The sequence below is a fragment of the Streptomyces sp. NPDC058246 genome (genome assembly GCF_042881985.1).
Taxonomy (GTDB): Bacteria; Actinomycetota; Actinomycetes; order Streptomycetales; family Streptomycetaceae; genus Streptomyces.
In genome coordinates, this window is sequence record NZ_JBHVWZ010000005.1 from 133766 (window position 1) to 156665 (window position 22900).

Consider the following 22900-nt stretch of genomic DNA (forward strand, 5'->3'; position numbering starts at 1 on the left):
AACCGTCGCTCGATCCATCGCCCGAACCAGGGAGTCATGAGATGTCGTTGATCGTGCCCGACTTCGACAAGTCCGTGATCGTCCGCTCCGCGGAGGCCGAGGTGATCGGCCGAGCCCCCACCGCTCTCCAGTTGCTGGCCGACAGCAGCTCGACCGGGGGCGCGCTCTCCACCCTGCGGGCCACGCTCACCGACGGCGCCGACGGCGCCAAGCCGCACCACCACGCCGGTTCCGCCGAGTTGTTCTACATGCTCGACGGCACCGCCCAGCTCCTCTCCGGCGAGAAGATCGTGACCGCCGAACGCGGCGACCTGGTCGTCGTACCGCCCGGTGTTCCGCATGCCTTCGCGGCCGCGCCGGGACACGACGCCGACATCCTCATCGTCATCACCCCCGGTGTCGAACGCTTCGAGTACTTCCGCCACTTGGAGCGCATCGCCTTCGGCAAGGTGCCCCCGGAGAGCCTGCTGGAGGTCCAGGAGCTGTACGACACGTACTTCCGGCAGAGTCCGGCGTGGGACGAACGGCGCTGAACGGCCCGCGACACGTCGGCCAAGACGACCGGCGGTCCCCGCCCGGATGTTTGAACACCGCAGCCGTCCCGTACGTACCTCCTGGCGCTGGCCAAGTAAAGGTTCCCAACGACCAGTTGGTTTGCCCCAGGAGGATCATTTGCGGCGTATCAACGGCAGCGCCCTCGTCATCGCGGCACTCGTCGCCACCGTCGGCGCTCTCGCGTTTCCCGTGTGGTCGTACGCCGACCGATCGGGCACCGGCGCGGCGAACGTCGCCGCCGGGACGGTGAACACACGCTGGGGGCCACTGACCGCCGCCGACCGCGACCTGATCGTACGAGTGCGGCTGGCCGGCCTCTGGGAGTTGCCGGCCGGGCAGCAGGCGATCGAGCGGGCCCCCACCAAGGCGATCAAAGAGGCCGGCGATCACCTGATCGTCGGGCACACCGACCTCGACAAGCGGGTGCGGATCGTCGCGGCCCAGCTCAACGTCGAACTGCCGAACCAGCCGAACGAGCAGCAGCAGGGCTGGTTGCAGGAGCTGACGGCGGCGTCGGGCAAGGAGTACGAGTACAAGTTCGCGAACCTGCTGCGGGCCGCGCACGGCAAGATCTTTCCGGCCATCGGCACGGTCCGCAACACGACCCGCAACACGCTGGTGCGCGCGCTGGCCTCGGACGCCAACCTGACGGTGCTCGACCACATCACGATGCTGGAGAAGACCGGGGAGGTCGACTTCGACGCCATCGCCGCGGCCGCGGCCGCCACGACGACCGCCAGCCCGACCGGTCCCCCGGCGCCCACCATCGGCGCGTCGGCGGCCTCCGCGCCGCCCGTCCAGCCGGGCAACGGCGTCGACGTCTCGTCGAACCCGTCGGCGCTGCCGCAGGCCGACGCCAACATCAACACCAGCCGACCGGAGCCCACGGACTCGGACAAGGTGCTCCAGTAGCCCGACCGGAAACCTCAAATGTTGCTCTGAACGTCCCCTCTCATGGGTTCGGCCCCGGCTCCCGGGGCCATGACTCCGGCACGCCGGAACACAGGTCCGTCGTAAGGAGACGACACGCAGGGTCGGGTCGAGATGCGTGACGGAGGAGGGGACATGAAGCCCATGCAGCAGCTGAGGCGGCTGGGGACGGGAATCGGGTGGCGGCCGGAGATCGCCGAGGCCGTGGAGCGCATGCCCGGCATCGACTGGGTCGAGGCGGTGGCCGAGAACGTGTGCCCCGGACATCTCCCCGAGTCGCTGCTGAGGCTGCGCGAGCGCGGTGTCACCGTCGTGCCGCACGGGGTCTCGCTGGGCCTCGGCGGCGCGGACCGTCCCGACGCGTCCCGGCTCACCGCGCTCGCCGAGCGGGCCGAGGCGCTGGGCTCGCCGCTCGTCACGGAGCACATCGCGTTCGTCCGGGCGGGCGGGCCGCTCACCGCGTCGCCGCTGCTGGAGGCCGGGCACCTGCTGCCGGTCCCGCGCACCCGGGACGCCCTCGACGTGCTGTGCGAGAACATCCGCATCGCGCAGGACGCGCTGCCCGTCCCGCTCGCGGTGGAGAACATCGCCGCGCTGATCAACTGGCCGGGCGAGGAGATGACCGAGGGGCAGTTCCTCTACGACCTGGTCGACCGGACCGGCGTACGCCTGCTCATCGACGTCGCCAACCTCCACACCAACCACGTCAACCGGGGTGACGATCCCGCCAAGGCCCTCGACGAACTCCCCGTCGAAGCCATCGCCTACGTCCACGTCGCCGGCGGCTTCGAGCGCGACGGCGTCTGGCACGACAGCCACGCCCACCCCGTCCCCCAGCCCGTTCTCGACATCCTCTCCGACCTCGCTTCCCGCGTGAGTCCGCCCGGGGTCCTCCTGGAGCGGGACGAGAATTTCCCGGAGCCCGGGGAACTGCAGCGGGAACTGGAAGCGATCCGGGAGACGCTGGAGAAGGCGGCCACCACCGGGGAGGGCTCCCGGCCGGCGACCGGGGCGGACGCGGCGGCGACCGGCACGGCGACGATTGCCCCCGCCTCCGCCGCCACCGGCACGACAGCGCCTGCCTCCGCCGAGACCGGCACGGCACCGACTGCGGCTCTCTCCTGCGAAACAGGCACCGCAACGATTGCCTCCGCCGTGACCGATGCCGGAGCCCACGCCGACGCCGGAGGCGAAGCCGAAGCCGGCTCCGAAGCCGGAGCCGGAGCCCGAGACGGAGACGAAGCCGGAGCCCCAACCCGAGCCGAGGCCGGACCCGGAGCCGTGACCGATGCCCCCCGGCAGCGCCTGGCGCTTGCGCAGACCGCGCTGCTCTCCGCGCTCGTCGCGGGGTCCCCCGTGCCCGAGGGGTTCGACCGGGTGCGGCTCGGGGTGCAGGCGCGGGCGCTCGCCGCCAAGCGGGCGGACGTGGTCGCGAAGGTGGCTCCGGAGCTGCCGGGGATCCTGGGCGAGGGGTACCGGCCCGCGTTCCTCACGTACGCCCAAGGTCATCCGATGACCGGGGGGTATCGGCGCGACGCCCTGGACTTCGCCGAGCAGCTGCTCCTCGCCGGACAGCCCGAGGACGCGGAGACCCGCCGCAGGCTGCGCGAGTGGTGGCTGGAGCGCTCGGGCCCCGCCCCGCTGTCGCGGCGCCCCACGGCCCGGCTGGCCCGTGCCACCCGCCGGGTGCTGCTGCGCCGCTGAGGTGCACGCGCGGCGGCGACGCAGCACCCCCGACTACGCGCGGCGGTACCCCACGCCGCCGCAGAGTGTGCCCGGGTTAACACGCACCCTTGTGAACGAGATGTGCACGTCCGTTTCCCTGCACTTTGGGGCGGTCTGAGCCATGCTCGAAGCACCACATCAAGCGCATTCCGCCCACCGTCCAACCCCATCTCCTCGTACGGCAGTTGGCGTAGCGCCCGCAGTAATATGCCAACCCGCACCCGAAGCGCACTAGCGTGCGGTGCCGCAACAGGAGGCACCATGCGATCCATCAACCGCACCGGATTGGTCAGTGGGACAGGGCTCCTCATCGCCGCCCTCACGGCGACCCTCGTCGCGCTGGTCTTTCCGATCTGGTCGTACGCGGACCGCTCCGGCACCGGCCTGGACACTCTGAGCACACAGAGCGTGTCGACCCAGTTCGGTCCGCTGTCGGCCCTGGACCGGGAGTTCATCACCAAGGTCCGGCTGGCCGGGCTCTGGGAGCTGCCCGCGGGCCAGCAGGCCCAGGAGCGCGGCACCACCCAGGCCGTGCGGACGGCCGGCGAGCACCTGATCGAGGGCCACACCTTCCTGGACGCGCGGGTCCGCAATGTCGCCGCGCGGCTCGGCCTGGAGCTGCCCAACCAGCCCAACCCGCAGCAGCGCCAGTGGCTGGCCACGCTGAACGCGGCGCACGGCGTGGACTACGACCGGAAGTTCGCGAACATCCTGCGCAAGGCCCACGGCAAAGTCTTCTCCGTGGTCGCCCAGGTCCGCGCGAACACCCGCAACTCGCTCGTACGCGACCTCGCCGACGACGCGAACACCACCGTCCTCGACCACATCAAGGTCCTCGAAGCCACCGGATACGTCGACTTCGACGCCCTCGCCCAGGACGCGGCCACCGCGAGCCCGCCGCCCCTCACCAACTCCCCGGCCCCGCCCGGCCCGACGCAGTCTCCGAACTCGCCGGTGCCGGTGACCCCGTCGCCGGGCTACCCGCTGCCGCCGGCCGCCTCGCGCGCCAAGCCCTCCTCAACTCCCTAGCGTCCGCGCGGCGGATCATGCCGGACAGGCCCTGGCCCCGCTTGGCTGCAGAGGCGCCCACCGGCCTCCACAGAACACAGAGCGGAACGTCACATATCCACAACGCTCCGTCCACATGGTGAATAACCCATGGCGCCCGCCCGGCCCTTCGCATAGAAAAACGCCATGTTCTGGGTCCTTCTCCTGCTCCTGGCCTGGGCCGCGGCCGGCACCTCCTGCACCCGGCTGTGCCTGGCCGCCGTACGCGCGGCGGCCGTCGACGCGAACGCGGCCCGCGGGCACGACCTCACCCTGTACGAGGCGGCCTTCCTGTCCGGCGGGCCGGCCCGGGTCGCGGACCTGACGCTGGTGTCGATGGCCCGGCAGCGCCGGCTGCTGCTCGCGCACACCGGCTGGGCGACCGTCGTGGACCCGCTCGGGCGCGACGAGATGGAGCGCTCGGTGATAGGAGCCATCGGCCCGGAGGGCCAGTCCCGGATAGCGCCGGTCCGCGCGACCGCGGCCGCCGCCGACTCCGTGCGCGGCCTCGCCGACCGCCTGGTCGCCGCGGGGCTCGCCGTGCCCGACAGCGCGCGCACCACCGTCGCGGGCGCCGTCCGCCAGGTCCAGGCCGCCGCGGCGGCAGTCCTCGCGCTCGGCGCCGTCGCCGTACTGCTGCCGTCCCAGACCACCGGGAACGAGGTGCCGGTCGCCGTCTGGTTCACGCTCCCCCTCGTCCTCACACTGAGCTGCCTCGCCATCGCCCGCATCGAGGTGCACCCCTACACCCGCTGGGCCTCTCCGGCCGGACAGCGGCTGCTGGGCACCCTCGCCCGGCGCTCGGACGACTCCGGCGACGACCGTACGTACCTCACCTCCGTCGCCGTGCGGGGCATCCGGGCGATCGGCGAGCCGGATCTGCGTGCGGCCTTCGCCCACCGTGACCACGGCCCGGGGCGCAGGGGCTAGCCGAGGGCCCGCGAAGGGGCTGAGGGGCGCCCGAGGGGGCGCATCGGGGTCAATGGAGCCGACACTGGCGGGCGGTGCTTTACTTCGCCAACCGTCAAACGAAACATCCCTTTTGTCGCTGCCGCGCGCTGAAGGGATTCTCGATGAGAGCTGCCGTCCGCTACGGAACCGCGGGGTCCATGCTCCTGACCGCCCTCGTCGCCGCCCCGGCGGGCGGTACACCGGCCCGGCCGGCTCCAGGGGGGACCGCCGAGATGCACGGCACCGCCGTCGCCGTCCAACGCGCCGCCGTCAAGGGCATCCAGTTCGGGAAGTGCTCCAAGGAGCTGCCGGCTTCGGGCAAGGTTCAGTGCGGCACGGTCACGGTGCCCCTCGACTACGCGCATCCCGAAGGCAAGCAGATCAAGCTGACGGTCAGTCGCGTCAAGGCCACCGGGAAGGACGCGAAGAACTCCAAGCGGAAGGTGCCGCGACAGGGCGCCTTCGTCTACAACCCCGGCGGTCCGGGCGCCTCCAGCGTGTACTTCCCGCTGGTCGGCGTCCTCCCCGAGTGGCAGCGCGTCGCTGCGGCGTACGACCTGGTCGGCTACGCCCCGCGTGGTGTCGACCGCTCGGCCCCGCTGTCCTGCCAGGACCCGAAGCAGTTCGTGAAGGCGCCCTCGCAGTCGCCGACGTACCCCTCGGAGTCGTACAAGAAGGAACGCGTCGCCGAGGCGCGGGCGTACGCGCGCGGCTGCGCCGAGCGCTCGGGCAGCGGCCTGCGCCACTACACCTCGCTCAACAACGCCCGCGACCTGGACGTGCTGCGCGCCGCGCTCGGCGAGCCGAAGCTGACCTTCATGGGCGCCTCCTACGGGACGTACTTCGGCGCCCTCTACGCGACGCTCTTCCCCACGCACGTACGCCGGATGGTCTTCGACTCGGCGGTGAACCCCGATCCCGGACAGATCTGGTACCGCAACAACCTCGACCAGTCGGCGGCGTTCGAGCGCCGCTGGGCGGACTTCCGCGCGTGGGTCGCGAAGCACGACGGGGTGTACGGGCTCGGGGGCACGCCCGAAGAAGTGCAGATCAGCTACGAGAAGGCGCGGGCGCAGCTCGCCGCCTCGCCCGCGGGCGGCACGGTGGGCCCGGGGCAGTTGCAGGGCGCGTTCCTGGACGCCGGGTACTACGACGACATGTGGCCGCGGCGCGCCCAGGCGCTCTCCGCCTATCTGAAGGGCGACCCGAAGCCGCTGATCGAGCAGGCCGGCCCGCATCCGAAGACGGCGGTCTCGCAGGAGAACGGGAACGCGGTCTACACGGCCGTCGAGTGCAACGACGCGCCCTGGCCGACCGACTGGCGCACTTGGGACCGCGACAACACGCGCCTCGCGCGCGAGGCGCCGTTCGAGACCTGGGACAACGCGTGGATGAACCTGCCGTGCGCGTACTGGCCCGTGCCTCAGCAGAAGCCCCTCGATGTGCGGACGCTGCCCGGGGAGCTGCCGCCGACCCTGATCCTGGCGGCCGAGCGGGACGCGGCGACGCCGTACGAGGGGGCGGTGGAGCTGCAGCGGCGGCTGTCCGGCTCGGTCCTGGTGACCGAGAACGGGGCCGGGACGCATGGGATCGGGGGCGGTCCCAACAAGTGTGTCAACGGCTACCTGGACGCGTATCTGGTGGAGGGCCGGCTCCCGGAGCGGCGCGCGGCGTGCGCGCCGCACGCGGAGCCGAAGCCGGCGGCGCCGAAGTCGGCGGCGCCGGGCGGTCGCTCGAAGAACGCCGAGGGCGCGAAGGGCGCGGAGGGCGCGGAGGGCGCGAAGGCCTCCGAGAACGCGGAGGACTCCAAGACCTCTCGGCACTCCGCGGACTCGAAGACCACCCGGCAGGCGCCCTGATCGGGCGAGGCCCGATCAGGCGAGGCCCGCGACCAGTTCGGCGATGTCCTTGCGGCGGCCGGTGTAGAACGGGACCTCTTCGCGGACGTGCATGCGGGCCTCGGAGGCGCGCAGGTGACGCATGAGGTCGACGATGCGGTGGAGCTCGTCGGCCTCGAAGGCGAGGAGCCACTCGTAGTCGCCCAGCGAGAACGAGGCGACCGTGTTGGCGCGCACGTCCGGGTAGCCGCGGGCCATCTTGCCGTGGTCGGCGAGCATGCGGCGGCGGTCCTCGTCGGGCAGCAGGTACCAGTCGTAGGAACGCACGAAGGGGTAGACGCTCACATAGTTCCGCGGCGTCTCGTCGGCGAGGAACGCCGGGATGTGCGAGCGGTTGAACTCGGCGGGGCGGTGCAGCGCCATGTTCGACCAGACCGGCTCCAGGGCGCGGCCCAGCTTGGTGCGGCGGAAGAGGTTGTACGCCTCCTGGAGCTGGTCGGCGGTCTCGGCGTGCCACCAGATCATCAGGTCGGCGTCGGCGCGCAGCCCCGAGAGGTCGTACGTGCCGCGGACGGTGACGTCCTTCGCGGCGAGCTGCTTGAAGAGCTCCTGGACCTCGTCGGCGTAACCGGCGCGGTCCTCGGGCAGCACGTCACGCAGCTTGAAGACGGACCACAGGGTGTAGCGGATGACCTCGTTGAGGTCCTTGGCCTTCTTGCCGGCGTTCGGGATCTTGGCGGGGGCGTCGTCACTCATGGGGCTATTCTCCCGCGCCGCCGTGCAGACTCTGCACCGGGTTCCTGATCAGCGCGTCCAGACCGGCGCGGTCGCCGCCGAGCTGGTCGACGGCGGCGTAGGCGCTCGCGATGCAGGCGGGGATGCCGACCCCGTCGTACGCGGCGCCGCACACGGCGAGGCCCGGGAGCTTGCCGACGTGCTCGCGGATGCGGGCCACGCGCGCGTGGTGTCCGACGGGGTACTGGGGCAGCCCGTCGTCCCACCGGGTCACCCGGGTCGCCAGCGGCGCGGCGTCCAGACCGGTCGCCTCCCGCAGGTCGTGCCGGGACACCTCGACGAGGTCGGTGTCCTCCCGTCGGAGCACCTCCGTCTCGCCGTACCGCCCGACGGAGGTGCGCAGCACCAGCAGGTCCGGGTTCTCGTCGGCGATCCAGCCCCACTTCCGGGAGGCGAAGGTGGACGCCTTGATGGTGCGCCCGTCGACAGGCGGCACCAGGAAACCGCTCCCTTCGGGGAGGACGGCTTCGTCACGCCGGTAGGCGAGGGTGACGAGCGCCATGGAGGCGTACTCCACGGCGGCCAGCTCGGCCGCCGCGGCGGGCGCCTCGCCCCGCAGCAGCGCGGCAGCGGCGGCGGCGGGTACGGCGACGACGACCGCGTCGGCGTGCAGGACCCGGTCCCCGGCGACCACACGCCACGCGGCGGGCGGCCGCCCCGCCGGGGAGCGCCGCACGGACAGCGGGCCGTCGCCGGACGGCGCCCCCTGCGGGGATGCCGTCTCGGTCCTGCGGAGTTCGGTCACCGGCATCCCGGTGAGGATCTCGCCCCCGCGAGCCCTGACCGACTCCGCTACCGCGAGGGGCAGTTGGCCCACGCCTCCCTCGATGCCCATGAAGACCGGTCCCGCCTGCTGGGCGGCGACCGCCTTGGTCTGGATCTCGCGGACCGCCTCCAGCAGGGAGGCGTGGGTGCGGGCGGCCGTGAAGAGCTGGGGGACGGCCAGGCGCATGGAGATGCGGTAGGCGTCGCCCGCGTAGACACCGCCGAGGAGGGGTTCGACCAGGCGGTCGACGACCTCGCGGCCGAGCCGGGCCGCCACGTACTCCCCCACCGCCACGTCGTCGCCCACCTCGGTGCGCGGCAGGTCGGCGTCCCGCTCGATGCGGCGCAGGCCCTCGTCGGAGAGGACGCCGAAGAGGGCGGAGGCCGTGCCGGGCACTCCCATGACGTGGCCCTTGGGCATGGGCCGCAGCGCGCCTCGGGTCCAGAGGGAGGCCGTCGCGGTGGCGGGCGGCTGGAGTCGGTCAAAGAGGCCCACCTCGCGGGCCAGGGCCACCGCCTCGGGGCGGCGCGCCAGCATCGACTCGGCGCCCAGGTCGACGCGTGCGCCCGCGATCTCGCCGGGCAGCAGCTTGCCGCCGACGCGGTCCGACGCCTCCAGGACGGTCACGCGCGCGCCGCGGTCCAGCAAGCGGTGGGCCGCGGCCAGACCGGCGATCCCGCCCCCGACGACCACGACGTGTCCCGTACCCGTACGAGTCTCCTCTTCGCGCATGCCTCCACCTTCTCAGACCCCGCCGACACTCCCGCCGGGAGTCCGGTGTCCTGCACGAGTCCTGACCGTGACCGCTTCGGGACCGGATCGGGCCAACGTCCCGGCCGGGTCAGGCGTCGAAGGAGCGTCAGTCGTCACGACACAGATGTCACGACCCTCGGGGGCAGGCCCATATGCGCATACCAAGTTCCGCACGATCCGGGCATTCCGTACGACCCGTCCATGCTCTGGCGGGGATGCTCCTCGCCGCCGCGCTCGCGCTGACGGGCTGCGGCGCCGGTGACAACGGGGGGACGGCCTCCGACTCCAAGGCCGACCAGGGGGCAGCCGCCGCCCAGGACGGCGAGAAGGGCGCCGGGGGCGCCGCGGACAGCGGCCGGGCGAACGGTTCCAAGGCCACCACCCCACCCAAGGTGACCGCGAGCCACATCATCCGGACCGCCTCCCTGACCGTGCGGGTCAAGGACGTGCCCAAGGCCCTGGACGACGCCCGCGCCACCACCGAGAACGCGGGCGGCTACGTCGGCAACGAGACCACCACCCGCGACGACCGGGGCCACGAGCGCACCCGCGTCGTCCTGCGCGTGCCCACCGACCAGTACGAGCAGGTGCTCGCCGACCTGGAGGGGACGGGCAAGGTGGTCGAACGGACGGCCAAGGCCCAGGACGTCACCGACCAGGTCGTCGACGTGGAGAGCCGGATCAAGTCACAGCGCGCCAGCGTGGCCCGGGTCCGCGAACTCATGGACCAGGCGACCAAGCTCAGTGATGTGGTCTCCCTGGAAGGGGAGCTGAGCAGCCGTGAATCCGACCTGGAGGCGCTGCTCGCCCAGCAGGCGTCCCTGAAGGACCGCGCCAGCCTGGCCACGATCACCCTCTCGCTGTCCGAGACCCCGGTGCAGAAGGCCGAGAAGAAGGACGCGGCCCCGGGCTTCGTGGACGCGCTCACCGGCGGCTGGCACGTGCTCGTCACGATGGTGCGCTGGATCGCGCTCGCGCTGGGCGCCGTCCTGCCGTTCGCGGCGGTTCTGGCGCTGATCGTCCTGGTGTGGATGCGTCTCGTACGGCCCCGGCTGCCGCGCCGCCCGGCCCCGGCCGGACCGGGTGCGCTCCCCGTGGCCCCGCCCGCGCGCGAAGAGGGTGGCGAGGAGAACTGAAATGCCGGGCCCCCGTAGCGTGTTCGTATGAGCATGAGCCGTACGAGCGGTACCAGCGGGGCCAGGGAGCGACTGGTCGTGATCGGCGGTGACGCGGCGGGCATGTCCGCCGCGTCCCAGGCGCGCCGGCTGCGGGGGCCGGACGAACTGGAGATCGTGGCGTTCGAGCGGGGGCACTTCACCTCCTACTCGGCGTGCGGCATCCCGTACTGGGTGGGCGGCGACGTCCCCGAGCGGGACCGGCTGATCGCGCGGACGCCCGAGGAGCACCGGGAGCGCGCGATCGACCTGCGGATGCGCACGGAGGTCACGGAGATCGATGTCGCGCGCGCCCGCGTGCGCTCCCGGGACCTCGGATCCGGGGCCGAGGAGTGGACGTCCTACGACAAACTCGTGATCGCCACCGGCGCGCGCCCGATCCGCCCCGACCTGCCGGGCATCGACGCGCCGGGAGTGCACGGCGTGCAGACCCTGGACGACGGCCAGGCCCTCCTGGACACCCTGACGGCGACGGAGGGCCGCCGCGCGGTGGTCGTCGGCGCGGGCTACATCGGCGTGGAGATGGCCGAGGCGCTCATCAACCGCGGCTACGAGGTGACGGTCGTCAACCGCGGCAAGGAGCCGATGTCCACGCTCGACCCGGACATGGGCCGCCTGGTGCACACGGCCATGGAGGGCCTGGGCATCACCATGGTCGACGACGCCGAGGTCACCAAGGTGCTCACGGGACAGGACGGCCGCGTCCGCGCGGTCGCCACGGAGGACGCCGAGTACCCGGCGGACGTGGTGGTGCTCGGCATCGGCGTACGCCCCGAGACGACGCTCGCCAAGGCCGCCGGGCTGCCCCTCGGCGACCACGGCGGGCTGCTCACCGACCTCGCGATGCGGGTGCGCGGGCACGAGAACATCTGGGCGGGCGGCGACTGCGTGGAGGTCCTCGACCTGATCTCGGGCCGCGAGCGGCACATCGCGCTCGGCACGCACGCCAACAAGCACGGGCAGGTGATCGGCTCCAACGTGGGCGGCGGGTACGCCACCTTCCCCGGTGTCGTCGGCACGGCGGTGAGCAAGGTCTGCGATCTGGAGATCGCCCGCACCGGACTGCGCGAGAAGGACGCACACCGGGCCGGTCTGCGGTTCGAGGCCGTCACCATCGAGTCCACCAGCCGCGCGGGCTACTACCCGGACGCGGACCTCATGACGGTGAAGATGCTCGCCGAGCACCGCACGGGGCGGCTGCTCGGCGTGCAGATCGTCGGCGGGGAAGGCGCGGCGAAGCGGGTCGACATCGCCGCGGTGGCGCTGACCGCGGGCATGACGGTGGAACAGATGACATCCCTGGACCTGGGCTACGCGCCCCCGTTCTCACCGGTGTGGGACCCCATCCTGGTGGCGGCACGCAAGGCGGTAGCCGCGGTGCGACGAAGCGCCCCGTAGGGGCGCGGGGCTGTGACAGATGCGGCTCCGCCGCATGGGCGCGACCAGCCACCCACGACCCACGGTCGACGCCCGACCGCAGCCACCGGCGCCCCTACGCCGATTCGTGCCCCGCGTTCCCGTTGATCCGGTCTATCGCCTGCCGCGCCTGCTCCCCCGGCGGCCGCGCCGGAAGCGAGGACACCGACGCCGAGGCGGTGACGGCCGCGGGCTGCGTGGTGGGCGGCTTGGCGTGGGCGGCCGACCGCGCGGAGCGCAGTCGGTGGCTCACGGCCTCGTCGAGGGTCACCGGCCGCTGCATCCGCGCCGCGAGCCGTCCGGCCTCCTGGCCGAGCGCGGCGACGTCCTCCCAGGGGAGGTGCAGCACCAGGGCGATTTCCGCCTCACCGTCGGGCAGGGCATGCATCGGAGGAGTAACTCGGTCGTTCATCGCCTGTGTCCTCACGTCTTCCTCGCGTCGCGTCTTCGTCGCGGCGCGGGCGGTTGAGGAGACATACGCACACGGGGACGGCGGCGTTCAGCGACAGCGGGGTGCAGCGGCGATGGCGTCAGCTTCGCCGGCGTTCAGCGACGACGTATCGGGGCACTACTTCCTTGTGGTCATCCCCGTCCATGACGTCAACCCGGTACGGCGCACGCCCTATGTGACGTACGCGCTGATCGCCGCCAACGTGCTCGTGTTCCTGTACACCCCCGGCCTGGCCGGATCGGTGGCGGGCGACAGCGGGCTGTCGCAGCTGTGCCATCTGCAGGCGTTCCTGGACCACTACGCCGCGCTGCCCCAGGAACTGATCCATCATCAGATGCCGCGCCTGGTGCCCACCGGAGACGTCGGCGCGGGCCCGCAGGGGGCCGGGTGCGTGGTGGGCCCGCCGGACTACGACAAGTCACCGCCGCTGTCGGTGTTCACCGCGATGTTCCTGCACGGGAGTTGGCTGCATCTGCTGGGCAACATGCTGTTCCTGCTGATCTTCGGGAACAACATCGAGGACCGCATGGGACATGTGCGGTTCACGCTCTTCTACGTGGCCTGCGGCTTCGCGGCGGCGTACGGTTTCGCGCTCCTCAACGACAACTCGTCCGACCCGCTGATCGGCGCCTCCGGAGCGATCGCCGGGGTCCTCGGCGCGTATCTGGTGCTCTATCCGAAGGCCAGGGTCTGGGTCCTTGTCCCGTTCCTGATCTTCCTGCCGCTGCGGCTGCCCGCCTGGCTGGTGCTGGGCTTCTGGTTCGTCCTCCAGGCGGTGTACTCGTCCGGCGAGGGCGTCTCCACCGCCGGCACCGTCGCGTACGCGGCCCACGTGGTCGGCTTCCTCGTGGGCATGCTGCTCGCCTGGCCGCTGCGCCCGGGTACCCCGCCCCCACCGGAACCGCGGCGCCTGCTGTGGGGCAGGCAGGCGCGGCACAGCTGGTGAGGACGCGTGTCTCGACCGCGGACGACGTCCACTTCTGACGCCACCATCCGCGGGGAACAGCACCTTGTCCGGCCGGTGGATGTCGAGGCTGCGGCGTCGGGCCGCACGGTCTCGGTACTGGCCATGATGCTCTCCTCCTGGACGTCAACAGGCTCGACCGCGCGTTGCGGCAGGAACCCGCTCCCGCCCTCTCAGTGGCGTTCGCGCAGCGCCCGCGCGGCGACCTCCAGGTCCGACACCAAACCCGCGTAGGCGGCTTCCCGGTCGTCGGCACGCAGCACGGCCGAGGGGTGAAGGGTCGCGACCACATAGCGCTCCTCGCCCCCACGGCGCCGCTCGCCCTCGCCTGGCAGGGGGATGAGTGTTCCGCGGTCCCTGGTCACGCGGAACGACCGTCCGAGCAGTGCCTTTCCGGCCGTCGCGCCGAGGACCACCACCACCTCCGGCCGGACCAGGTGCAGCTCCGCGAGGAGCCAGGGCCGGCAGGCGGTCAGCTCCCGCAGGTCCGGCGCCTTGTGGATGCGGCGCTTGCTGCCTTCGGCGAGGGTGAACTTGAAATGCTTGACCGCGTTGGTGACATACGTGGTGTCCCGGTCGATCCCGGCCTCCGTCAGGGCCTTGTCCAGCAGCCGACCGGCCGGGCCGACGAAGGGCTCGCCCTGCTTGTCCTCCTGGTCTCCGGGCTGCTCCCCGACGAGGACGATCCGCGCCGTGGGCGCGCCCTTGCCGAAGACGGTCTGGGTGGCGTTCTCGTACAGAGGGCATCCCTGGCACTTCGCCGCCGCGCGCCGGTGCGCGGCGAGGCCGCCCCGCTTCGGTACGTAGGGTCCGGCGTCGTAGGCGTCAGGCCCGGGGCCCTCGTTCGCGTGTGCGCTGTCGGATCGGCTCATGTCGCGGCCGAGTGATCCAGTGCGTTGTCTGCCGTCAGCATGGATCCCGAGTACCCGACGGACGAGACGACCAATCAGCCTGAACACCCAGCTGAATATCCCCGCGAAATGACGATCCCCCGGCGGACGGCCGGGGGATCGCCAGACGTTTTCGGCGGGGTCGCCGAACCGCATCACCCGCGGTGGGGCAGGCAGGCGCGCGGCACAGCTGGTGAGGCCGAGGGGTCAGCGGGCGGTCTGCGTGTGCACGAACTCCACGAGCCGGGTCAGGGCGTCCGGGTCGGTGGTGGGCGGCACGCCGTGGCCGAGGTTGAAGACATGGCCCTCGAGTCCGGCGGCGGCGTCGAGCACCTCACGGGTCTTCGTCTCGACGGCCTCGGTCGTGGAGAAGAGGACGGCCGGGTCGAGGTTGCCCTGGAGCGCCTTGCCGGGGCCGACGCGGCGCGCGGCCTCGTCGAGCGGGACGCGCCAGTCGACGCCCACGACGTCGGCGCCCGCCTCGCCCATCAGACCGAGCAGCTCACCGGTGCCGACGCCGAAGTGGATACGCGGCACGCCGTACGAAGCGACGGCCTCGAAGACCTTGGTCGACGCGGGCATCACCGAACGCCGGTAGTCGGCGGGTGCCAGGGCGCCGACCCAGGAGTCGAAGAGCTGGACGGCGCTGGCGCCCGCCTCGATCTGGACCTTCAGGAAGGCGGAGGTGATCTCGGCGAGACGGTCGAGGAGGTCGGCCCACAGCTGCGGGTCGCCGTACATCAGCGCCTTGGTGTGCTCGTGGTTCTTGGACGGGCCGCCCTCCACGAGGTAACTCGCGAGGGTGAAGGGCGCGCCCGCGAAACCGATGAGCGGGGTCGGACCGAGCTCGGCGGTGAGCAGGCCGATCGCCTCGGTGACGTAGCCGACGTCCTCGGGGGTCAGATCGCGCAGCTGGGCCAGGTCGGCTCGGGTGCGGATCGGGTTCTGGACGACGGGGCCGACGCCGGGCTTGATGTCGAGGTCGATGCCGATGGCCTTCAGCGGGACGACGATGTCGCTGAAGTAGATCGCCGCGTCCACCTGGTGCCGTCGTACGGGCTGGAGGGTGATCTCGGCCACCAGCTCGGGCCGCATGCACGACTCCAGCATGGGGATGCCCTCGCGCACCTTGAGGTACTCGGGCAGCGAGCGACCGGCCTGCCGCATGAACCACACCGGCGTGTGCGGCACGGGCTCGCGCCTGCACGCCCTGAGGAAGGCGGAGTCGTACGTCGCTGTCGGCTGCTGCCCGGAAGGGCTGTGGTTGGCACTCACGACGGAAAGTCTCGCACGCCGCACCGACAGCCCTTCCCGACCTCGGGTCGGCATCGTTGCCCCGACTGCGGCCTGCCTCCCCGGTCCTGGCCGCCCGGCCCGCGACGAGTGCGCTGCCGGGGGCGTGTTCACGCGGCGCGATCCGGACAGTGGTCCCACGCACGGGTGTCTCTCCCTGCACGACGGCTCCGTTCCCCTTAACCTTCCCCGCATGGCTGCGGCTCAGGGACGACTGTCGGACGGCGCTGGCGGAATGGACGACTCGAAGGAGGAGGACCGGAATGCGAGGGAGACGGCCCCGCCGCCCTTCCGGGCCGCCGTCGACGCGCTGAGGGCCGCGCGACCGCGGCCGGAGATCGAGATCGACCCGACGCGTCCGCCGCAGCGCCTGGCCCCGTACGCGTACGCGCTGGAGGCCGCGGTCGTCGCGGACGACGAGGATCTGGCGGACGGCCGCCTCGTGCTGCTGCACGACCCGGAGGGCCACGACGCCTGGCAGGGCTCGTTCCGTCTGGTGACGCTGATCCGCGCGGAGCTGGAGCCGGAGATGGCCGCCGACCCGCTGCTCCCCGAGGTCTGCTGGTCATGGCTGACCGGCGCGCTCCAGGCCCGCGGCCTGTCGTACGGCGAACCCAGCGGCACCGTCACCCGCGCGAGCTCCCACTACTTCGGCGGTCTCGCGGAGCGCCCTGCCGCCTGCCAGATCGAGATCCGGGCGTCGTGGACGCCCCGGGAGGGCCTCGGCGGCGTCCCGGACACGGCCGCCCATCTCGCGGGGTGGTGCGACCTGCTGTGCCAGGTCGCCGGGCTCCCGCCCGTGACCCCCGGCGACGCCTCGGTGGTCACCCTTCCGCAGCGCAGGGGGCCGCAGTCCCGCTGACGTCCGGGCCCCCATCACGCTGACGTCCGGGCCCCGGTCCGCTTGAATTCCCGGACCGGCCCGGGGACCCGTACGCCCGGCCCACGTGCGGACGTTCCTGTACGCCCGGCCCACGCGCGGACGTTCCCGTACGCCCGGCCCACGCGCGGCCTTACCGGCACATACCGGTCCTTACCGTTTCTTTGTCGATACGGCCACTTTCGGCCGCGTATCGACGTGGAGCGACTCGGTTTGATCTTCGGATGATCGATCGCGTGTCCGAATTGCACGGATTGTTACTCACCACATCGTGATCATTCTCTAAAGTTCGCCAGGTTTGGTGCCGAAGACGTCTGTGACCTTGAAAGCACGGTTCGTCCCGGCTTCATCCCCAGAGCCGGCCCCGTCCCGCACCCCAGGAGGCCTGGTGTCCGTTCTCCTCGAGCAGCCCGCAAGCCTGGTCGCCTACCGCCCGAACAAGCCGACCGCCATGGTGGTCGTGGCCGACCCCCGGGTCCGCTCCACCGTCACCCGCCATCTGTGGGCGCTCGGAGTGCGCGACGTCATCGAGGCGTCGTCCGTCGCGGAGGCCCGTCCCCGAATCGGCAACCCGCGCGACATCTGTGTCGCCGACGTCCATCTGCCCGACGGCAGCGGGCTCACCCTGCTGTCCGAGACCAGAGCCGCGGGCTGGCCCAACGGCCTCGCCCTCTCCGCCGCCGACGACATCGGTGCCGTGCGCAACGCCCTCGCGGGCGGCGTCAAGGGCTACGTCGTCACCGGCACCCGTACGAACGTCGGGCTCCCCACCCGGCCGGGCGCCGCGCCCATCGGCTCTGCCGCCGCCCGTATGCACCGCCGCCCCCCGGGCGCCCCGAGCCACCCGGGCGGCTACCGCGAGCTCTCCGGCCGCGAGGTCGAGGTGCTTCGGCTGGTGGCGGAGGGCCAGTCGAACAAGGCCATCGGCGTCTCGATGGGCCTGTCCGCGCTGACCGTCAAGAGCCACCTCGCCCGCATCGCCCGCAAGCTCGGCACGGGCGACCGCGCCGGGATGGTGGCGGTGGCCCTGCGCACCGGAATCATCCACTGACCGCGCCCAGCCCCTCTCCCTCCACTGGCCCTGCCCCGGCGCATTGCCCGCCACCCCTTCACCGCGAACCGCCCTTCCCCCGATCGTGAACCGGATCTTTCACCGACCTGACTGGTTTACGACCCTCAGACGCCCGTCGACGGAACGTTCCGTCGGCGGGCGTAGTCCATACACAGATACCCTTGACAGGTGACCGACGCCCAAGAGACCGCAGCAGACAGCTCACTGCGAACCACCGGAGGCGCCCCTCCGGACGACGTCGAACCGGCGCCGATCCCTTTGCTTGAGCCCCGAGACGGCATTCCGCCCGTGATCGCCGACGACGCCTCGCTCGCCGAGGTGATCGCCGCCTTCGCCGCCGGATCCGGCCCCGTCGCCGTCGACGCCGAACGCGCGTCCGGATACCGATACGGCCAGCGCGCCTATCTGGTCCAGCTGCGCCGCGAGGGATCGGGGACCGCACTGATCGATCCCGTCGGGTGCCCCGATCTTTCGGGCCTCGGCGAGGCGATCTCCGGAGTGGAGTGGGTGCTGCACGCGGCCACCCAGGACCTGCCCTGTCTGCGCGAGATAGGCATGGTGCCGACGCGGCTCTTCGACACCGAGCTGGCCGGGCGGCTCGCCGGATTCCCCCGGGTGGGCCTCGGCGCGATGGTCGAGAGCGTGCTCGGCTTCGTCCTGGAGAAGGGGCACTCCGCCGTCGACTGGTCGACGCGCCCGCTGCCCGAGCCCTGGCTGCGCTACGCGGCGCTCGACGTGGAGCTGCTCGTCGACCTGCGCGACGCCCTGGAGAAGGAGCTGGACCGGCAGGGCAAGCTGGAGTGGGCCCGGCAGGAGTTCGACGCGATCGCCCAGGCCGAGCCCGCGCCGCCGCGCAAGGATCCCTGGCGCCGTACGTCGGGGATGCACAAGGTGCGCCGCCGCCGGCAGATGGCGGTCGTACGGGAGCTGTGGGAGACCCGGGACCGGGTCGCGCAGCGCAGGGACGTCTCGCCGGGCAAGGTGCTGGGGGACGCGGCCATCGTGGAGGCCGCGCTCGCTCTCCCGGCCAATGTGCACGCGCTCGCCGCGTTGAACGGGTTCGGGCACCGCATGGGCCGCCGCCAGCTGGAGCAGTGGCAGGCCGCCGTCGACCGCGCCAAGACGCTGCCCGACTCCCAGCTGCCGCAGCCGGGTCAGCCGGTGACCGGGCCGCCGCCGCCGCGGGCCTGGGCCGACAAGGATCCGGCCGCCGCTGCCCGGCTCTCCGCCGCGCGGGCCGCCGTGTCGGCGCTGGCCGAGCAGCTCACCATGCCGCAGGAGAACCTGATCACGCCGGATACGGTGCGGCGGGTGTGCTGGGAGCCGCCGAGCCCCGACCCCGAGTCGGTCGCGGCCGCTCTCGCCGGATACGGGGCACGGCCCTGGCAGGTCGAGCAGGTGACGCCGGTGCTGGTGGCCGCGCTGTCCGCGACGAGCTGACGTGACAGGACGCGCGGCGCCGTAGGTGGTCCGGTCCTGCGGCGACCGCGGGTGGCCCTCGGCTGCTCGCGCGGTTCGCCGTGCCCCTGAAGGGGCGTGTCAGCGCGCCACTCCAGCGGGACAGGAACGTCGAGATCAGGCCAAGATCCCGGAGGGCCGACTCGTCGGGTGAGAGCAGGCCTCGGGGTCTGCGGCGGCTCCCCGGCGTGCCACCTCATCCACGGCTCTGCGGCGGCTCCGCAGTGTGGCACTCCGTCTACGGCACTCCATCTACGGCTCTGCAGCGGCTCCCCGGCGTGGCACTCCATCCACGGCTCTGCGGGCCGTCCACAGGTGTGCGGGGGCCGTATCCGGCTTGTCGCGCGGTTCCCCGCGCCCGTGAAGGGGCGCTCCAGCAGCGGGGTTTCCATGTGACCTTCGCCGCTCCCGCCTCCGGGGCTGGGCAGGGTGGTTACTCGTAAGTAGCATGTGGGGGTGAGCGCGCGCTCAGGCGTGTGCGCCGCGCAGCAGTGCCATCCCGCATCTGGAGGAGAGCCATCGTGCCTCGTACCGTCAGGGACGTCGTCTTCGTCGACGGCGTCCGCACCCCGTTCGGCAAGGCGGGCCCGAAGGGCATCTACCACGAGACCCGCGCCGACGATCTCGTCGTGAAGGCCATCCGGGAGCTGCTGCGCCGCAACCCCGGCCTGGACCCCCAGAAGATCGACGAGGTCGCCATCGCCGCGACCACGCAGATCGGTGACCAGGGTCTGACGCTGGGCCGCACGGCCGGCATCCTCGCCGGGCTCCCCCAGTCCGTCCCGGGCTACTCCATCGACCGCATGTGCGCGGGCGCGCTGACCGCCGTCACCACCACGGCCGGTTCGATCGCCTTCGGTGCGTACGACGCCGTCATCGCCGGTGGTGTCGAGCACATGGGCCGCCACCCCATGGGCGAGGGCGTGGACCCGAACCCGCGGTTCGTCAGCGAGAAGCTGGTCGACGAGTCCGCCCTCTTCATGGGCATGACCGCGGAGAACCTGCACGACCGCTACCCGCACATCACGAAGCAGCGCGCCGACGAGTACGCGGTGCGCTCGCAGGAGAAGGCCGCCAAGGCGTACGCCAACGGCAAGATCCAGCAGGACCTGGTGCCGATCTCGGTGCGCAACACCAACGCGGAGGTCGGTGAGACCGGCTGGGGCCTGGTCACCGCCGACGAGCCGATGCGGCCGGGCACCACGCTGGAGAACCTGGCCGGTCTGAAGACGCCGTTCCGCGTCCACGGCCGCGTCACGGCCGGTAACGCCGCCGGTCTGAACGACGGCGCCACCGCGTCGATCATCGCGAGCGAGGACTTCGCCCGCGAGAACGACCTGCCGGTCAAGATGCGGCTCGTGTCGTACGCCTTCGCGGGCGTCGAGCCCGAGGTGATGGGCTACGGCCCGATCCCGGCGACCGAGAAGGCCCTCGCCAAGGCCGGTCTGTCGATCGGGGACATCAACCTCTTCGAGATCAACGAGGCCTTCGCCGTCCAGGTCCTGGCCTTCCTCGACCACTACGGCATCGCGGACGACGACGCGCGCGTCAACCAGTACGGCGGCGCGATCGCCTTCGGTCACCCGCTGGCCTCCTCCGGCGTCCGTCTGATGACGCAGCTGGCCCGCCAGTTCGAGGAGCAGCCGCACGTCCGCTACGGCCTGACCACCATGTGCGTCGGCTTCGGCATGGGCGCGACGGTCATCTGGGAGAACCCGCACTTCGACGGAGGCGACAAGTGAGCACCACCACCGCTGAGCTTCTGAAGGGCGCGGCCGAGCTGTTCCCGGACGAGGTCGTGACGTCCGCGCACGTACGTCATCTGGATCTGCCGTTCGGCGCCGGGCGCTTCGCCCTGATCACGCTGGACAACGGCTTCGACCACACCAAGCCGACCACCTTCGGTCCGGCGTCGCTGGCGAACCTCGACACCGCCATCGACCAGGTGGAGGCGGAGGCCGCGGCCGGCGAGATCGTCGGTGTCGGTATCACCGGCAAGCCGTTCATCTTCGCGGTCGGCGCCGACCTCAAGGGCGTCGAGCTGCTCAAGAGGCACGAGGACGCGCTCGCCATCGGCAAGGGCGGCCACGAGGTCTTCAAGCGCCTCGCGGGCATCGCGGTCCCCACCTTCGCGTACTACAACGGCGCGGCGATGGGCGGCGGCGTCGAGGTCGGTCTGCACTGCCAGTACCGCACGGTCTCCGCGGCGCTCCCCGCCTTCTCGCTCCCCGAGGTCTTCCTGGGCCTGGTCCCGGGCTGGGGCGGCTGCACGATCCTGCCGAACCTGATCGGTGCGGAGAAGGCCGTCTCGGTGATCATCGAGAACTCGCTCAACCAGAACAAGCAGCTCAAGGGCGAGCAGGTCCACGCGCTCGGGATCGCCGACGCGATCTTCGAGGGCGCCGACTTCCTGGAGCAGTCGCTGCTGTGGACGGCGGCCGTCCTCAAGGGCGAGATCGCCGTGGAGCGGCCGGAGATCGACCGCGGCGAGGCCTGGGACCAGGCCGTCGCCAAGGGCCGCTTCATCGCCGACGGCAAGGTGCACGGTGCGGCCCCGGCCGCGTACCGCGCGCTGGACATCATCGCCGCGGCCAAGAACGGCGACCTCCAGCAGGGCTTCGACGCCGAGGACCAGGCCCTCGCCGACCTGATCATGGGCGGCGAACTGCGTTCCGGCATCTACGCGTTCAACCTCGTCCAGAAGCGCGGCAAGCGTCCCGCGGGCGCGCCGGACAAGAAGCTGGCGCGTCCGGTCACCAAGGTGGGCGTCGTGGGCGCGGGCCTGATGGCCTCGCAGCTCGCTCTGCTCTTCCTGCGCCGCCTGGAGGTGCCGGTCGTGCTGACCGACATCGACCAGGAGCGCGTCGACAAGGGTGTGGGCTATGTCCACGCCGAGATCGACAAGCTGCTGCTCAAGGGCCGTATCAACACGGACAAGGCCAACCGCCTCAAGGCGCTGGTGACCGGTGTCCTTGACAAGGCCGAGGGCTTCTCGGACGCGGACTTCATCATCGAGGCCGTCTTCGAGGAGATCGGCGTCAAGCAGCAGGTGTTCGCGGAGGTCGAGGCGGTCGCCCCGGCGCACGCGATCCTCGCCACCAACACCTCGTCCCTCTCGGTCACCGAGATGGCGTCGAAGCTGAAGAACCCCGAGCGGGTCGTGGGCTTCCACTTCTTCAACCCGGTCGCGATCCTTCCGCTGCTGGAGATCGTGCGGGGCGAGACGACCGACGACGCGTCGCTCGCCACGGCGTTCGCCGTCGCCAAGAAGCTCAAGAAGACGGCGGTTCTGGTGAAGGACGCCCCGGCGTTCGTCGTCAACCGCATCCTCACCCGCTTCATGGGCGAGATCCAGAACGTCATCGACGAGGGCACGCCGGTCGAGGTCGCGGAGAAGGCGGTGGAACCGCTCGGTCTGCCGATGTCCCCGCTCGTCCTCCTCGAGCTGGTCGGTCCCGCGATCGGTCTGCATGTCTCCGAGACCCTCAACCGGGCCTTCCCGGACCGCTTCACGGTCTCCCCGAACCTCGCGGCCGTCGTCAAGGCCGGCAAGCGCGGCTTCTACGTGTACGACTCCGGGAAGCCGGAGCTCGACCCCGAGGTCGCCGCGCTGCTGAAGCAGGGCGATGTCGTCCTCACCGAGGAGCAGGTCCGTGACCGCGTCCTGGACGCCGTCGCCCAGGAGATCGGGCTCATGCTCGACGAGGGTGTCGTCGCCGAGGCGCAGGACATCGACCTCTGCCTGATCACCGGCGCCGGGTGGCCCTTCCACCTGGGTGGGATCACTCCCTACCTGGACCGTGAGGGCGTCTCCGAGCGGGTGAACGGCAAGCGGTTCCTGGAGACGGGTGTGGCTTCCGTCCCCGCGTAAGCGCTCCGCTGTGTTCGCCGGGTGCCCCGTACGCCTCCGTGGTGTGCGGGGCACCCGGCGTTTGTGCCGG

19 protein-coding genes are annotated in these 22900 nt (G+C 71.7%); 14 read left to right on the top strand and 5 right to left on the bottom strand.

What is annotated here, in order from left to right:
* Nucleotides 1-41: 41 nt before the first annotated feature.
* The 6 genes from ACFVXA_RS09725 to ACFVXA_RS09750 all read left to right on the top strand — a co-directional run bounded on the left by ACFVXA_RS09725 (nt 42) and on the right by ACFVXA_RS09750 (nt 7067).
* A complete protein-coding gene (locus ACFVXA_RS09725; protein WP_362017342.1) occupies nt 42-533 on the top strand; it encodes a cupin domain-containing protein in 492 nt (163 codons plus the stop codon).
* 139 nt (nt 534-672) lie between these two features.
* Entirely contained in the window at nt 673-1467 is a 795-nt protein-coding gene (locus tag ACFVXA_RS09730; protein ID WP_362017340.1) for a DUF4142 domain-containing protein, read from the top strand.
* 162 nt (nt 1468-1629) lie between these two features.
* Nucleotides 1630-3189: a DUF692 family multinuclear iron-containing protein gene (locus tag ACFVXA_RS09735; RefSeq protein ID WP_390024648.1), complete on the top strand. Its 1560-nt coding sequence runs from the start codon at nt 1630-1632 to the stop codon at nt 3187-3189.
* A gap of 282 nt (nt 3190-3471) precedes the next feature.
* Entirely contained in the window at nt 3472-4239 is a 768-nt protein-coding gene (locus ACFVXA_RS09740) for a DUF4142 domain-containing protein (protein WP_383738274.1), read from the top strand.
* 165 nt (nt 4240-4404) lie between these two features.
* Entirely contained in the window at nt 4405-5187 is a 783-nt protein-coding gene (locus tag ACFVXA_RS09745) for a TIGR04222 domain-containing membrane protein (RefSeq protein ID WP_383901001.1), read from the top strand.
* Between the two features lie 143 nt (nt 5188-5330).
* The gene (locus ACFVXA_RS09750) at nt 5331-7067 is read left to right on the top strand and encodes an alpha/beta hydrolase (RefSeq protein WP_390024536.1); all 1737 of its coding nucleotides are present in this window, start codon (nt 5331-5333) and stop codon (nt 7065-7067) included.
* A 15-nt stretch (nt 7068-7082) separates the two neighbouring features.
* Here ACFVXA_RS09750 and hemQ read toward each other — a convergent pair whose 3' ends face one another.
* Complete coding sequence (gene hemQ, locus ACFVXA_RS09755; RefSeq protein WP_390024538.1) at nt 7083-7802, bottom strand: hydrogen peroxide-dependent heme synthase; 720 nt, start codon at nt 7800-7802, stop codon at nt 7083-7085.
* Nucleotides 7803-7806: 4 nt separating this feature from the next.
* Nucleotides 7807-9339: a protoporphyrinogen oxidase gene (gene hemG, locus ACFVXA_RS09760; protein ID WP_383900996.1), complete on the bottom strand. Its 1533-nt coding sequence runs from the start codon at nt 9337-9339 to the stop codon at nt 7807-7809.
* Between the two features lie 173 nt (nt 9340-9512).
* Here hemG and ACFVXA_RS09765 point away from each other — a divergent pair, with 173 nt between their 5' ends.
* Nucleotides 9513-10496 carry a DUF4349 domain-containing protein gene (locus ACFVXA_RS09765; RefSeq protein WP_390024540.1) on the top strand — a complete coding sequence of 328 codons (984 nt, stop codon included), beginning with the start codon at nt 9513-9515 and terminating at the stop codon, nt 10494-10496.
* A 27-nt stretch (nt 10497-10523) separates the two neighbouring features.
* Nucleotides 10524-11933: an FAD-dependent oxidoreductase gene (locus ACFVXA_RS09770; protein WP_383900991.1), complete on the top strand. Its 1410-nt coding sequence runs from the start codon at nt 10524-10526 to the stop codon at nt 11931-11933.
* Between the two features lie 94 nt (nt 11934-12027).
* On the opposite strand, the gene ACFVXA_RS09775 is transcribed toward ACFVXA_RS09770, so the two are convergent.
* Nucleotides 12028-12363 (bottom strand): hypothetical protein, encoded by a 336-nt coding sequence (locus ACFVXA_RS09775; RefSeq protein ID WP_362017324.1) that lies wholly within the window; start codon nt 12361-12363, stop codon nt 12028-12030.
* Between the two features lie 166 nt (nt 12364-12529).
* Between ACFVXA_RS09775 and ACFVXA_RS09780 the strand changes: the two genes are divergently transcribed.
* Nucleotides 12530-13348 (top strand): rhomboid family intramembrane serine protease, encoded by an 819-nt coding sequence (locus ACFVXA_RS09780; protein ID WP_390024650.1) that lies wholly within the window; start codon nt 12530-12532, stop codon nt 13346-13348.
* A 191-nt stretch (nt 13349-13539) separates the two neighbouring features.
* On the opposite strand, the gene ACFVXA_RS09785 is transcribed toward ACFVXA_RS09780, so the two are convergent.
* Complete coding sequence (locus ACFVXA_RS09785; RefSeq protein WP_389463422.1) at nt 13540-14238, bottom strand: UdgX family uracil-DNA binding protein; 699 nt, start codon at nt 14236-14238, stop codon at nt 13540-13542.
* A gap of 225 nt (nt 14239-14463) precedes the next feature.
* Nucleotides 14464-15531, bottom strand: coding sequence for a uroporphyrinogen decarboxylase (gene hemE, locus ACFVXA_RS09790; protein ID WP_383738290.1), 1068 nt, complete (start codon nt 15529-15531; stop codon nt 14464-14466).
* 211 nt (nt 15532-15742) lie between these two features.
* Between hemE and ACFVXA_RS09795 the strand changes: the two genes are divergently transcribed.
* From ACFVXA_RS09795 to ACFVXA_RS09815, 5 genes are all read left to right on the top strand, one after another.
* On the top strand, nt 15743-16411 hold the full coding sequence (locus tag ACFVXA_RS09795) for a DUF3000 domain-containing protein (protein WP_383738293.1): 669 nt from the start codon (nt 15743-15745) through the stop codon (nt 16409-16411).
* Nucleotides 16412-16817: 406 nt separating this feature from the next.
* Nucleotides 16818-17480, top strand: coding sequence for a response regulator transcription factor (locus ACFVXA_RS09800; protein ID WP_019073943.1), 663 nt, complete (start codon nt 16818-16820; stop codon nt 17478-17480).
* Between the two features lie 189 nt (nt 17481-17669).
* On the top strand, nt 17670-18941 hold the full coding sequence (locus tag ACFVXA_RS09805; protein ID WP_390024543.1) for an HRDC domain-containing protein: 1272 nt from the start codon (nt 17670-17672) through the stop codon (nt 18939-18941).
* Nucleotides 18942-19480: 539 nt separating this feature from the next.
* Nucleotides 19481-20701: an acetyl-CoA C-acyltransferase gene (locus ACFVXA_RS09810; protein WP_362017315.1), complete on the top strand. Its 1221-nt coding sequence runs from the start codon at nt 19481-19483 to the stop codon at nt 20699-20701.
* A complete protein-coding gene (locus ACFVXA_RS09815; protein ID WP_362017313.1) occupies nt 20698-22830 on the top strand; it encodes a 3-hydroxyacyl-CoA dehydrogenase NAD-binding domain-containing protein in 2133 nt (710 codons plus the stop codon). Before ACFVXA_RS09810 ends, ACFVXA_RS09815 begins: the two co-directional genes overlap by 4 nt.
* Nucleotides 22831-22900 lie beyond the last annotated feature (70 nt).

Coding starts and splice junctions, on each gene's coding strand:
- ACFVXA_RS09725 (WP_362017342.1), top strand. CDS start 42: ATGTCGTTGATCGTGCCCGACTTCGACAAGTCCGTGATCGTCCGCTCC.
- ACFVXA_RS09735 (WP_390024648.1), top strand. CDS start 1,630: ATGCAGCAGCTGAGGCGGCTGGGGACGGGAATCGGGTGGCGGCCGGAG.
- ACFVXA_RS09740 (WP_383738274.1), top strand. CDS start 3,472: ATGCGATCCATCAACCGCACCGGATTGGTCAGTGGGACAGGGCTCCTC.
- ACFVXA_RS09745 (WP_383901001.1), top strand. CDS start 4,405: ATGTTCTGGGTCCTTCTCCTGCTCCTGGCCTGGGCCGCGGCCGGCACC.
- ACFVXA_RS09750 (WP_390024536.1), top strand. CDS start 5,331: ATGAGAGCTGCCGTCCGCTACGGAACCGCGGGGTCCATGCTCCTGACC.
- hemQ (WP_390024538.1), bottom strand. CDS start 7,802: ATGAGTGACGACGCCCCCGCCAAGATCCCGAACGCCGGCAAGAAGGCC.
- hemG (WP_383900996.1), bottom strand. CDS start 9,339: ATGCGCGAAGAGGAGACTCGTACGGGTACGGGACACGTCGTGGTCGTC.
- ACFVXA_RS09765 (WP_390024540.1), top strand. CDS start 9,513: ATGCGCATACCAAGTTCCGCACGATCCGGGCATTCCGTACGACCCGTC.
- ACFVXA_RS09770 (WP_383900991.1), top strand. CDS start 10,524: ATGAGCATGAGCCGTACGAGCGGTACCAGCGGGGCCAGGGAGCGACTG.
- ACFVXA_RS09775 (WP_362017324.1), bottom strand. CDS start 12,363: ATGAACGACCGAGTTACTCCTCCGATGCATGCCCTGCCCGACGGTGAG.
- ACFVXA_RS09785 (WP_389463422.1), bottom strand. CDS start 14,238: ATGAGCCGATCCGACAGCGCACACGCGAACGAGGGCCCCGGGCCTGAC.
- ACFVXA_RS09795 (WP_383738293.1), top strand. CDS start 15,743: ATGGCTGCGGCTCAGGGACGACTGTCGGACGGCGCTGGCGGAATGGAC.